The following is a 13,004-nucleotide window of genomic DNA, read 5'->3' as shown; positions in this document are numbered from 1 at the left end:
AGTTAAACTAAAAAAAACCACATCCAGACCGCAAGGACGCCATGTCAGGACTCTTCTCCAAGGCCGTACAAGCTGTAAGGCATAACGGGCTATCATATCGCCTACTCTCCTACATACTGGTCTGCAGTACCGTATTGGCGATGATCATTACGGCGCTGCAACTCGCCTGGGATTACCGCAAGGATGTCGCCGTCATCGAAGACAGCATCGGCCAGATCGAAGCTTCGTTCCTGCAACCCATCGCCGCCAGTCTGTGGAACCTGGATGAAGAGCAGGTCAAGGTGCAGATCGAAGGGATCATGAACCTGCCCAACATGCAGTTTGTGATGGTCAAGGAGATGCTCGGCAACTCGGAAGTGCCGCTGCTAACTCTGGGGGTCGAACGGGAAAAATACGATATATCCCGAGAATTCAACCTCACCTATCAGGGAGAAATTGTCGGCAAGCTGTTCGTTGCCGCCTCTCTTGAGCAGATCTACCAGCGCCTGATTGAGAAGTCGGTGTTGATTATGGTCAGCCAAACCATCAAAACCCTGGTGGTCTCATTTTGCATACTCACTATCATTTACTATCTGGTAGTCAGACACATCAATCGCATCGCCAACTACGCCCAGAAATTCAACCTCGATCGGCTCGATATTGCGTTGGAGTTGGAGGGGCGCCAACAACCACGTAAGAAACCCGATGAGCTCGATACCCTGGTCGCCACCCTCAACCAGATGCGCACCCGACTACGTGACGAGCTGGTTGCCCGCCACCAGGCGACCGAACAACTGCAGCAGGAGCGCGACTTCTCGGCCACTCTGATCAACTCCTCAAATATGGTCATCTGCTGCATGGAGCCAGATCTCACTATCGCCAGCATCAACCCGGCCGCCATCCTGCTGACCGGCTACCACCAGCAGGAGCTGTTACAGCATAACTGGCTGGATCTCTTCGTCAGCCCAGCCCAGCGGGAAGAGTTGAACAAGATCCTGAACGAAGAGGGTTCGCTGGCTGACAAAGAGGTCATCATGCATGACCAACAGACCCATGAGCTGGTACTGCAGTGGACTTTCGTCCCATTCTATGAGGGGCCCAACCTCAAATACCAAATCGGCTTTGGTTATGACATTACCCAGCTGAAGAAGATCGAGCGGGAAATCATCCAGCTCAACGAACAGCTGGAAGGCAAGGTGGTAGAGCGCACCCGTAGCCTGAGTGATGCCAATAATCAGCTGGGCAAAGCCTATGACGATCTCAAACAGGCCCAGCAGACCCTGGTGGAGTCGGAGAAGATGGCCTCACTAGGATCGCTGGTAGCCGGGGTGGCCCATGAGATTAATACACCCATCGGCATCAGCGTGACCGCCTCCTCCTACCTGCAGGAACGGGTCGCCGATTTCAAATCTCATATAGAGTCAAAACAGCTGTCGCGCTCCTATCTCAACGAGTTCACCGTCAACCTCGACGAGTCGATGCAGCTGCTGCAGAGCAACCTGCGCCGCGCCTCCGAGCTGATTGCCAGCTTCAAGCAGGTGGCAGTCGACCAGTCATCGGAAGCACGCTATAACTTCAGCCTCGCCGATAACCTCCATCAAGTTGTGGTCTCCCTCGGTCACAAGCTTAAGAAGGCCCAGTGCGAGGTGGATATCCAGTGTGATCCCAAGCTGTCGATCTTCTCTTTCCCCGGCAGCCTCACACAGATCTATTCAAACCTCATTCTCAACTCCATTAACCATGGCTTTGACAATTGGGACAAACCGAAGAAGATCACCATCAAGGTAGAGCAGCAGGGAGAGGAGCTGTTCATCGACTACAGCGATAACGGCCGTGGCATCCCGCCCGACATATTGCCACGCATCTTCGATCCCTTTGTCACCTCCAAGCGCGGTCAGGGTGGTAGCGGGCTCGGAACCCACATCATCTACAATCTGGTGGTACAACTGCTGAAAGGCCGCATCAGCTGCACCAGCGAACCGGAACAGGGCGCTCAGTTCCATATTCGCCTGCCGATCCAACATAACTGAGTGCTGGCTCTTGTGAGCCAGCCGCTTTATCCCCATCATGCTGTGATTGCATTCTTAATGAGCGGAGAACCTCGCAATGGCACAGCATTTTGACTATATCGCCATCGGCGGCGGCAGCGGCGGTATCGCCTCGGCCAACCGGGCTGCCATGTATGGTAAGAAAGTTGCCCTGATTGAAGCCAAGGAGCTGGGCGGTACCTGCGTCAACGTCGGTTGCGTACCGAAAAAAGCCATGTGGTATGCAGGCCAGATCGCCGATGCCCTGAAATATGGTGCCGACTACGGCTTTGACACTACCCTCAACCACTTCAACTGGGCCAAGCTGGTCGAGTCCCGCCAGGCCTACATTGGCCGCATTCATCAGTCCTATCAAAACGTGCTGGGCAAGAACCAGATTACGGTGATCAAGGGCTTCGCCCGCTTCGTCAGCAGCAACACCATCGAGGTTAATGGCGAGCACTACACGGCCGATCATATCCTGATCGCCACCGGTGGCCGCCCGGAAATTCCGGCTATCCCGGGTGCCGAGCTGGGTATCGACTCCGACGGTTTCTTCGACCTGCAAAGCCAGCCCAAGCGGGTGGCCGTGGTCGGCGCAGGCTATATCGCGGTCGAGATCGCCGGGGTGATGCAGGCGCTGGGCTCAGAGACTCATCTGGTAGTGCGCAAGCACGCGCCGCTGCGCAACTTCGACCCCATGATCCACGAGACTCTGGTGGAGATCATGGCGCAGGAAGGACCCAAGTTGCACACCCACGCCATTCCCAAAGCCGTCATCAAAAACGCCGATGAGAGCCTGACCCTGCAACTGGAAGATGGTCGTCACCTCACCGTCGACTGCCTGATCTGGGCCATCGGCCGCGTGCCCGCCACCGACAACCTCAATCTGGCTGCCGCAGGCATCGCGCTGGACGAGAAGGGCTTTATCCCGACCGACAAGTTCCAGAACACCACCGTCGCCAACATCTATGCGGTGGGTGACAACACAGGCCGCATCCAGCTCACCCCGGTGGCCGTTGCTGCGGGCCGTCGCCTCTCCGAGCGGCTGTTCAACAATAAGCCGAACGAGCACCTCAACTATGATCTGGTGCCAACCGTGGTATTCAGCCACCCGCCCATCGGCACCATAGGCCTGACCGAACCGGAAGCTATCGCCGAATACGGCGAAGATCAGGTCAAGGTCTACCGCAGCCAGTTCACCGCCATGTACTCGGCGCTGACCCAGCATCGCCAACCCACCCGGATGAAGCTGGTTTGTGTTGGCCCGGAAGAGAAGGTGGTCGGTCTGCACGGTATCGGCTTTGCCATGGACGAGATCCTGCAAGGTTTTGGCGTCGCCATGAAGATGGGGGCCACCAAGGCTGATTTCGACAACTGCGTTGCTATCCATCCGACCAGTGCTGAAGAGTTTGTTACCCTTAGGTAGCGGTGTAGGAAAAGCAACCCACACACATAAGTAAATCTGGAAAATGCCCTGCCACTGTCTATACTGTATGTATGGTCAGTGGCATCTTCTAGGTAGATTTATGTCCTATCTCATTTCCTCAGCAGACGTATGCACAAAAACTGAGCTTAAAACCGATGCCCAAGGTGCGTTGTCTTGCGAGCCCATCAGTGGCAACATTGGCTCATTGCCCACCCTGTTTAACCAGGATGGCACCTTTAATCACGAAGCGAACAGCTACCTGCTCTATCAAAAGGCCATTAATCAAGCCAAAGACCTCTCTCCTTGTGCCAAGGCTCTGCACGCCTACTATCAGTTCCTTGAAGATAACGGCTTGACCTGGGATTACTTCCCGCCAGTAAAGCGTTTAAAGCCCACGTACCAGTTTCGTTCTCATTTACTGAAACAAGTAAAGCTTGAAGAGCTGGCACAAAGCACTGCCAGTGTGCGCATGAACCATATAGTGAACTACTACAAGTGGTTGATGCACGATGGCTACCTCAGAATCAGGAATGAGAAGGAAGCGCCCTTTAAAATTGCATTTGTCTCCGTAAAAAATACCGGAATGCTGGCACATCTCTCCCCCACCTATACCGTGCAAACAAGCGATTTGAGGATAAAAGTCGCACGTGACGCGAGTAGCAAAAACGTTCGCCCCTTATCTCCATTAAGTCGTGAATCATTGGCTATCTTGACCCAGCATTTGCCACAAACAGCAGAGGAACTGCGTTTACAAGTGCTGCTATCTATTGATACCGGGTTACGTATTAATGAAGTCGCAACATTAACCCTTGATGTTCTAGATACGGCCACACCACTGGCTGAAAGCCAACACCGTTATGAACTATTACTCTCACCACAAATAACGGGTGTTCAAACCAAATATAGCAAATCAAGACAGATTGAAGTCTCAGCACAATTGTTGACAGTTTTGAATGAATATCGCACCTCTGAGCGCCGCCTAAAACGCTTAACCAAACTCTACCAAAAAATTGAGCTCTTGACCGATCCTCAAGCATCTTTTCATCAAGCGGCTATAGATACTCTTCAATGGTGCAAAAAACACGAACCACTTTTTGTCAGCAAGCTAGGAAATCCCGTAACCGCTAAATCCATCGAGGCTCGGTGGACAGAGTTCAGGACTCAGCTCAAACAACTTCATCCCTCATTTACATATCGCTTTCATGATCTGCGTTCCACCTACGGCACCTACCGTCTCAATGACCTGTTGGAAGCCAACTTGTCAGTCGTGGAGTGCATGGAGCTGCTAATGGGCTGGATGGGACACAAAAACGAGTCAACCACTTGGAAATATCTACGTTTCTTAAAACAAAAGGAGGCGTTCAAAATAAAATTTGGGATGCTCGATAGCATCATGCATGAGGCGCTGGGCGGTAACGATGAATAATATTACCTACATCAGTGGTTGGAACCCCAAGTTGTGTATTCAGCTTGATGACTACAGGGCTGACTTCAATCGCTACCTTTTCAAGGGATTACCTTCGACCGTAGCATTGCAACAGGGTTGGCAATTTAACGAAGCCAACCGCAAACAAATTATTTACCAATTGAAAGCACAGTTCGACAAAAAAATTGAAGAGGGCGGCAGTCTAGCCTCACATAAAACTATATTTGTAAAAACCACTCAGTATCTAAAATGGTGTGACGAGAACAATGCCCCCGCATTTACCCAGCGATCTTTAGAAGGCTATATGTCTTATCTGGATACTAAAGTGATGCAAGGACAATACAAAGGCAATAGCTATAAAAGCACTCGTACAGTAATGGTAACGTTATTTACTAAGTATCTAGAGCTACCAGAAAGTTATTTCGATAGTATAGTGATCAGAGACGGCAGTGATCGTGAACCCTTTGAAGCCTATAGTCGCAGCGATCTAAATCAACTGCTGCCATTTCTAAGGTCGTTGTTTAAGCAAACCTATCAACAGTTCATCCAAAACCCAGAAAAACATATTAACAGTAGCTTCAAAACAAATACGATGACGTTCCAGTGGCAAGGGCAGCAGTACCCACTAGCCATAGGAATAACAAAAATGATGTGCGCAGCGACCTACTTACTGTCTTACTACACTTACGCCAACACCAGTGATTTATTCAAACTAAAGCAGCCAAACAACGCCTCAATAAAGGCCGGTGAAATGTGGTACACCATGCCATCGTTTAAGCGCCGTGCATTTAAAACAATCCAACTTGAGATGGGTGGGCATGAATTAGAAATCCCCAAGTATGCCTTGGATTTTTTTGATAAGTTGCTGACTGCATCAAAATGTATCCATGATGGTGAAAATGCCACTTTGCTGCAAACAGCTGTCTCAAAAAAAACACAACCTTTAACATCAAAAATGCTAGAGACCTTCCTGAGGATATGGGTCGAAAAGCACTTTGCCTTTACCGATCAAACTAACCGCCGCTTACGGCCTGTCATAAGCCGTTTTCGCGAAACTGGCGCACAGTTAACAGCTTACCATCAAGGTGACTTGGCTAACGATCTCATGCTCAACAATACCCCGAAAACGCGCAAAAAGCATTATAGCGAAGGGAGTAAAATCGCTAACAACGGCATGATGCAAGATACTATGTCCATTCGTGAAGCACAGATAAGAAATAAGATTGACGTAAAAGAGGCACAGAAAAAATTAGGGATTGAGGTACTAGTTATTGATGCGGAATACAAAGTTAACCTCCCTAATTTAAGTCGAACGCCCAACGGGGGAAGTTGTAAAGCACCCTTTGGTGAAAAGTCTGAGAAATACTTACGCAAAGCGCGACTGCATGGACTACTTAAAGAGGGGGAGCGTTTAGCCTGCGCGGATCTGCTAGCTTGTTTCGGCTGTCCTGACCAAGTAATAGTTCAGTCTGTTTCTGACATTTGGTGTTTACTGTCGTTTAAGACATGCGTTGAGGAGTCGCTGTATTTGCACTTGGATGCCAGCCACTACCGCAAAAATTTCCAGAAAATCATTAACTTTATCGATACAAATATATGTCCGAGCATCAATAAAAAGATACTAAAACAAGCCGAAGAAAAGTTAAATGACGAGGGTTTACATCCCGCTTGGGACGACAGCGCATATCTGTTAAATCTGCTGCCAAAACCACCCCAGAAGGTAAAATGATGGACACATCACACCTCTATTCCAACAACTTTCCTGAGCAGCATAAAGTTCAAGATATCGATGTGGTCAAACTCTACCATGAAGGACAATTTGACAAACTTGATATTGTCACAGTCTGCAAAGACAGAGATGGTCAGGTTACCGCCAGCTTTGGACAAAGCGTTTGGAATTGCATGTCCTTTTCTCGAAATAAAAGTGCGAACAACCTTAACTTTAAAGAGTTTGACCATACGCCAAAGTTGCAACGAGAGCTTAAACTGATCACATATGGTTGGTTGTTTAATAAAAGTCTTAAGAATAAAAAAGCAGTGAAATTTTCGAGTGTCTACACTCGGCTTTCAGCAATTAAACGCGCTTACCAATTTTTATTTAAAAGCAATCACTATTCCCTAAACGCACTATCTCAGTCAAACGTCTGGGTAGAGTTTGAGAATTATTTGATAGCCAGAAATTGCTCCCAAAGCGCTCTCGAACAAACTTTGATTTCAATTAATACTGCGACAGACCTTGCCTCGTGGCACAGGTTAGAATTGGGCTTACCTTATATTCAAAGCAATATAAAATCGAAGTCCCTAAGTTTGAAGGAAGTGCAACAAACTCTCGTGATTCCAGAGCGCTTATGTGATGCCATCTATGGTAAAGCGATTGAGTTGGTAGAGGGTGCTTACCCACACCGGAAACTCATTGCAGACACCGAAAAATCTCTACAAGACAACTATAATGCAGCTAAGCGCGAATTGGATGTGAAGATTAAACTTGGCGCAACATTTGCTTTTATGAATACTGATGGATGCATCGACGGACATAAATATGCCTCTGCAATCGTAGATAACAAACCTCAAGAGCAGAGAAAAATTCTATCCACTTTAGCCAACAAACTCCCCAACATTAAATTAACGGATGGAGACCATTTTCAACGTTACTTATCAAATCTCATCACCGCAAGTTACATTATCTGTGGCGGCTTTAGTGGAATGCGAGACTCGGAACTGAATAAACTGGCTCCTGGCTGTTACTACAAAGATACGTTCGAGGGGCGGGATTACCACATGCTGCAATCTCACAGCTTTAAGCTCGGTGAAAAGCGTGAAACATGGGTGACGGCTGCATCATCAAAAATTGCCATTGAACTGATGACCGTACTTACGGAAAACTGGCGAAAATACGTTAACTACCCGAATGAAAAATACGCTAATACACTATGGGTAAATCAATATAAACGCTCAATACCTCCTGTACTTATCAACAATTGGAGTGAGCGATTAAAGCGCTTTTGTCGGCAGTTTGATTTCTCTGTTACCGAAGCCGACTACCAAGAGTGCCTTATGTCTAATCCTCGATCATTGGTACGCGTGAAAGAGGACGTAGTACCAGGGCAACCTTGGCCTTTGACTCCACACCAATTTCGGCGCACGTTGGCATTTTATTGTATTAAAAACCGCTTTGGCACCTTGGTTGCGCTTAAGCAACAGTTTAAGCATCTATATCTGTCTATGACGGAGTGGTACACCAATGGCGGCAAACTAGCTAGTCTGCACAATTTAAAAATTGATGACAAGATGCGTAACTTGTTGGCTGACATTAATGCCGAATGCACAGCAAATAAAATTTTCAAGCAATGGCACTCGGATGAAACACTGTCAGGAACCCATGGTAAGGCCATTATGAAGATGCGCGGTGATGTGCCAACCATTTATGGCTCTTGGGAGGTGATTTACAAAGCGGTTAAAGAGGGGAAACTAACCCTTCATGGCTCTATGCACAGCTATTGTAAGTCGGGATACGACTGCGATATGGATGGTGTGGTCACACCACAATTTTGCGTAGATTGTGGTTCTGGCAGTAGCATTATTGACGAGCAACAAGCCAAATGGTGGCAGAAAAAACACAACAGTTTAATCGCTTATATGGCGTCAGGTGACGATATTTCTGTGACCGAACGCAGCCATTACATCACTCAGATACGAGCAGCAGAAAATGTAATGTCAGACTTTGGCATAATATATACCCCCTTTGAGCCTGAACTTAAGGTAACGACAGTATGAACAAAAGTGAGAACACCTTAATGGTCTTAGAGGCGGCGTTGGAACGCATCATACAAGGTCAGCCTAAACGTATCCCTAAGAGCCGCAAACTCAGCGTCAGAGCTGTAGAGGAGGAGGCTAACCTAGGCAATGGTAGCGGCTATTACTACCCTGAGTTTGTTGCCAAAGTAAAAGCCGCCAAAGCAAAAATCTCTACAGATAGAGGCAACCAGGTAGTGCCAGAGATTCAAGCCGTGCGAGCCAAGCTCAACGAGCAAAAGCGAATTAAAACGAACTACAAGGAGAAGTACGAGGCTGAAAAAAACAAGCTAGCATTGTTTGCTGCTGCTCAGCATCAATTAAATGATAAGCTCGTCAAAGCGCTAGCTAAAATCAGTGCTCTGGAGTACGAAAATGCAGAGTTGAAAGAGGAACTGATTATATTAAAACGCGGCATGATCACAGCAATAAAATAATTGATTTTGAGGTTGATCGGATGATAACTAAAAACAACCATTACATCCCACAATGGCATCAGAAAGGTTTCATGAGCGATCGTGATGACCAGCTCTGCTACTTAACTCGTCGGGAGTTCCCCTTACCTAATGGTGAGGTGAAGGTGAAAACATTTAAAAAATGGCATACTCCGGCTCAACAGTTCTATGGGGAACATCTCTACTCAACTCTCTTCGGTGAAGATGTAAGCGATGATATAGAACGGAAGTTATTTGGCCCAATAGATCATAATGGCTCCAAAGCTATTCGTGCATTTCTAACCGACGATCAGGCCCAGTGGCACAATAATTTTAACGATTTCTTTATTTACTTAGATGCACAGAAGCTTCGAACACCAAAAGGTTTGGACTGGATTAGAAGTAAATACCATGAACTTAACCAACAACAGTTAATGACTGAAATGCAGTTATTACGTTCTATACACTGTACGTTGTGGGCAGAAGGTGTGCGAGAGTTGGTGTCAGCTGAAAATTCAGATATTAAATTCGTACTATCAGATCACCCGATCACCATTTATAACTATTCCTGTCCACCCGACTCGGAGTTATGTGATTACCCGAATGACCCTGACATTGCACTAAAAGGGTCTCAAACGATATTTCCACTAGATAAAAATCGTTGCCTGATTCTAACAAATCTTGAATATGCTCGGGATCCTGAAAACGTAAACCCACTTGAACAACGCACTAACCCAGGCCGAATGCGTCATAGCATGGTCAACACGATTGAATTTATTAATACACGAAAGCTAACTGCTGATGAAGTCACAAAAATTAACTACATCATTAAAAGTAGAGCACAAGTGTCAGTTGCCGCAGGTAAAGAGGAATGGCTATACCCCGAGCACAACGTTACTTGTGACTGGGCTGATTTAAGGCACGTCTTGTTACCACCGAAAGAAGGTGTGATTTTTGGTGGAGAAATGTATGCTCAATTTGAAGATGGAACAGTTCACTATCAGGATGAATTCGGTAGAACAACACCAGAAAACAAATACCTAAAAAAAGATCTTGATGAGTCTCTCTTAGGCCGTAATGATTTTTGTGGTTGTGGAAGTGGTAAAAAATATAAAAATTGCTGTCGAGAAACCCCTCTTGAATTGCGCACAACATGGAGTGCTGTCAGCATCCGAGAGCGAAATTTGATGTTTTGTAACTGCATCCGTGATGTTCTCGGACTCGATACCGGTAAAACATGGCTTGATGTAAGAAAAGAGCTTTCAGATAATCAGATTAAAACTATTTACGAGTATTACTCTATTTTGTGGCCTCGCGAAACTGATGTTTATTCACTACTGCCAAAGTCTGATGGAAAATTTAGAGGTTTATATAGCGGCTCACTAGATACTCGGACTATTAGTATTAATGCATTGCCAATGGCATCAATGTTTGATGAATTTTTAATTGAGACACCAATAACCAACCCTAACAACGTCAATCCAGAATTTAGTCCAATAAAAAATCCATCCAGATACAAATATCAAGCCTTAAAAGACTTATTGTTCATGCTTCAACTGGAGCCCTATATTTATTTTGGATTGGTTAATTTGATTCCTGATCCAGCCGAGTTTGACATGCCTCTAATGAGAGCCGTGATGGATATAGCGAGTAAACGTGGCATGGAGCAAGACATTCTAAATGAACAGGATCATCGTCTACATCTTCAAATGTGTATTGAAGACTTATTGAACTCAACATATATGCTTCCAAGAGAAGAAAAAATACAGTTTCTGATGAGTCAATTTGGGCTTGATAACGATCATGCAACTCAAACGATAGAACTATTCGAGCAGGAGGCAGAATCATCACCACTTGTGATTCTACAACAGGCCAATATTAAGGATTGTGGACAGATCATGTTATCCAGAATGGCACCTAACTATGAAATGGCGTTACTAATTGCTCAAGTGACAGGTTCTGTAGTAGTTACTGATAGCGGATCAAGATGGAATGAGATGATGAAAGCTCAACATAGATCGCAAGGAATTGCGACTTACCCATGGGATAATGTTCATAATACTTTTAATTCATTGCCGATTGACGAAGCAATTTTAGGTACTTTTCGAAAATCTCAAGGTAATTTTTCCACTGCTAGAAAATTGCTTAAAACCATGGATCAGATGGTTGTTAACAATAACCGCGATCCTAGTAAATTAGCCAACTTAGCTGGGCAAGCTTCTGACCTTATGAGGCAACTTGGGCAGGTTACTGACCAGATTCTATTATCCCCGTTCAAAATTTCCAGTCCCGAAGGTGGTTTCTATGATGTCAACGTACAACGGTTACTAGCTCGCTCTAGTTGCTTGAGGTATGACAGATATGTCAGGTCTGTTTACGGTATTAGTATCCAAGATTGAAGCAGTACAATTCATGATTCAATCAATGTACCTGTTCGACAAGTGAAAGGGTGGTCATCTATCAGGGGGGAGTTCTGGAAAAATTGGGCTATCAAAAGTTGAAAAATAGGAAAAATAGCAAAAAATTACTATTTTTCTGGAAAAGGCCACTAAGCCTTATCATACAAGGATTTCCAGATTTATTTCATAGTCAATCTGTGTAGGTAGTCAGTCACTATGCGTTGACCTCGCAATAGCAAGCTTTCTCCCCAGCATTGTAGAAAGGTGGCACCCCTTGATATCGAAGCTGACCTCGGGTCAGCTTCTTCTTTTTTTAGGTAGGTAACCGATGGCCCTATGGATACTCGCGGTGTTTCACGTGGAACGGCGCCCGCAGCCAAGCAGTGCTAGCAGACCGCAGCCACTCAGTAACAGACCGAGATCCTGCAATCCGGCCGCTACTGCCAACCCCAGACTGAGCAGCAGGTAGTAGCCAAGCCCGAACAGGGCGCCAGCACTGCCTGCTACCTCACGATAGGCCAACAGCGCCTGACTCAGCACGTTGGGGATCGCCAGTCCGAAGGCCACCACGATTCCCATCATGGGCAACAGGAACCAGAGGCTGGCCTGAGTCACCCAGACCAGCAGCCCGGCGACCAGCGCCAGAGCGCAAGCAAGTCTTACCAGAGAGGACGGCAGCCACCCTCTTCCCAGCAGATGCTTGTTGAGCAGGCTACCAAGCAGGGTCGCCAGCGCCAACAAGACCCCCGAGTAACCAAACTCGCCGGTGCTCAATCCCAATCCGGCAAACAGGAAGGGAGCCAGACTGTAGTAGCCAAACAGCATGGTGTTGAACAGGGCGACCAGCATGGCACTGCGCCACAAGGCTGCATCACGCACCATCCGTTGTGCCAGCGGCCAGAGTGCGACTCGCTGGCTGGTGGCCGGACGGGTTTCCGGCAGTTGCCAGCAGGTCACCAGCAGCAAACCTACTGCCAGTACCAGCAGACCGCTGAACACCCCGAGATAGCCGAACCCGCTCGCCAGCTGGCCGCCACTGAGCAGCCCCAGCACCGGACTGAGTGAGAGTGCTATGCCCATTACCGAGAAGACCCGCGCCAGCTCGCTGCCCTGATAGCTATCGCGCAGCATGGTCTGGGTCACCACGGATCCCACCGCGGCACCAAAGGCCGAGATAACCCGGGCCAGCAGCAGGGTTTCAAACTGATTAGCCAGCAGCGCCAGCAGGGTGCCGACACCATAGGTAAGCAGACCCGCCAGCATGGCGGGACGGCGCCCGATGAGATCGCAGAGCCGTCCCCAGCAGACCACGCCCACCGCAAACGCCAGAAAATAGACCGACAGGGTCTGGGATGCCTGCCCCTCGCTCACCTGAAACTGGGTGGCGATGTGGGTCAGTACCGGGCTGTAGATAGTCTCCACAATCTGGGGAAACATCATCAATCCCACCACTAGCCAGAGCGGTGGCAACTTGTTGTTCATAACCAACCTCCTTCATAAGAGGTCGCCATTCTAGAG

8 protein-coding genes are annotated in these 13,004 nt (G+C 47.5%); 7 read left to right on the top strand and 1 reads right to left on the bottom strand.

Annotated elements, in window-relative coordinates; all coding sequences use genetic code 11:
* Window positions 1-41 precede the first annotated feature (41 nt).
* The 7 genes from BN1117_RS13750 to BN1117_RS19125 all read left to right on the top strand — a co-directional run bounded on the left by BN1117_RS13750 (window position 42) and on the right by BN1117_RS19125 (window position 11,486).
* The gene (locus BN1117_RS13750) at window positions 42-2,009 is read left to right on the top strand and encodes an ATP-binding protein (protein WP_040098245.1); all 1,968 of its coding nucleotides are present in this window, start codon (window positions 42-44) and stop codon (window positions 2,007-2,009) included.
* A gap of 76 nt (window positions 2,010-2,085) precedes the next feature.
* Complete coding sequence (gorA, locus tag BN1117_RS13745) at window positions 2,086-3,435, top strand: glutathione-disulfide reductase (RefSeq protein ID WP_040098243.1); 1,350 nt, start codon at window positions 2,086-2,088, stop codon at window positions 3,433-3,435.
* A 100-nt stretch (window positions 3,436-3,535) separates the two neighbouring features.
* The gene (locus tag BN1117_RS13740) at window positions 3,536-4,861 is read left to right on the top strand and encodes a tyrosine-type recombinase/integrase (protein WP_040098309.1); all 1,326 of its coding nucleotides are present in this window, start codon (window positions 3,536-3,538) and stop codon (window positions 4,859-4,861) included.
* Window positions 4,854-6,590 carry a hypothetical protein gene (locus tag BN1117_RS13735; RefSeq protein WP_040098241.1) on the top strand — a complete coding sequence of 579 codons (1,737 nt, stop codon included), beginning with the start codon at window positions 4,854-4,856 and terminating at the stop codon, window positions 6,588-6,590. The genes BN1117_RS13740 and BN1117_RS13735 overlap by 8 nt, the downstream gene beginning before the upstream one ends.
* Complete coding sequence (locus BN1117_RS13730) at window positions 6,587-8,635, top strand: hypothetical protein (protein ID WP_209435245.1); 2,049 nt, start codon at window positions 6,587-6,589, stop codon at window positions 8,633-8,635. Before BN1117_RS13735 ends, BN1117_RS13730 begins: the two co-directional genes overlap by 4 nt.
* The gene (locus tag BN1117_RS13725; RefSeq protein ID WP_040098237.1) at window positions 8,632-9,090 is read left to right on the top strand and encodes a hypothetical protein; all 459 of its coding nucleotides are present in this window, start codon (window positions 8,632-8,634) and stop codon (window positions 9,088-9,090) included. The genes BN1117_RS13730 and BN1117_RS13725 overlap by 4 nt, the downstream gene beginning before the upstream one ends.
* A 20-nt stretch (window positions 9,091-9,110) precedes the next feature.
* On the top strand, window positions 9,111-11,486 hold the full coding sequence (locus tag BN1117_RS19125) for a DUF4238 domain-containing protein (protein WP_082032605.1): 2,376 nt from the start codon (window positions 9,111-9,113) through the stop codon (window positions 11,484-11,486).
* A 354-nt stretch (window positions 11,487-11,840) separates the two neighbouring features.
* On the opposite strand, the gene BN1117_RS13715 is transcribed toward BN1117_RS19125, so the two are convergent.
* Window positions 11,841-12,968, bottom strand: coding sequence for a multidrug effflux MFS transporter (locus tag BN1117_RS13715; RefSeq protein ID WP_040098234.1), 1,128 nt, complete (start codon window positions 12,966-12,968; stop codon window positions 11,841-11,843).
* Between the last annotated feature and the right edge of the window lie 36 nt (window positions 12,969-13,004).

The organism is Aeromonas australiensis (genome assembly GCF_000819725.1).
In the GTDB taxonomy this organism is placed as follows: Bacteria; Pseudomonadota; Gammaproteobacteria; order Enterobacterales; family Aeromonadaceae; genus Aeromonas; species Aeromonas australiensis.
The sequence above is the reverse complement of the archived record's forward strand: the minus strand, read 5'-3'. Positions and strand labels throughout refer to the sequence as shown.

Bases quoted from the DNA above. Each gene is read 5' to 3' on its own strand.
- BN1117_RS13750 (WP_040098245.1), top strand. From the start codon at position 42: ATGTCAGGACTCTTCTCCAAGGCCGTACAAGCTGTAAGGCATAACGGG.
- gorA (WP_040098243.1), top strand. From the start codon at position 2,086: ATGGCACAGCATTTTGACTATATCGCCATCGGCGGCGGCAGCGGCGGT.
- BN1117_RS13740 (WP_040098309.1), top strand. From the start codon at position 3,536: ATGTCCTATCTCATTTCCTCAGCAGACGTATGCACAAAAACTGAGCTT.
- BN1117_RS13735 (WP_040098241.1), top strand. From the start codon at position 4,854: ATGAATAATATTACCTACATCAGTGGTTGGAACCCCAAGTTGTGTATT.
- BN1117_RS13730 (WP_209435245.1), top strand. From the start codon at position 6,587: ATGATGGACACATCACACCTCTATTCCAACAACTTTCCTGAGCAGCAT.
- BN1117_RS13725 (WP_040098237.1), top strand. From the start codon at position 8,632: ATGAACAAAAGTGAGAACACCTTAATGGTCTTAGAGGCGGCGTTGGAA.
- BN1117_RS19125 (WP_082032605.1), top strand. From the start codon at position 9,111: ATGATAACTAAAAACAACCATTACATCCCACAATGGCATCAGAAAGGT.
- BN1117_RS13715 (WP_040098234.1), bottom strand. From the start codon at position 12,968: ATGAACAACAAGTTGCCACCGCTCTGGCTAGTGGTGGGATTGATGATG.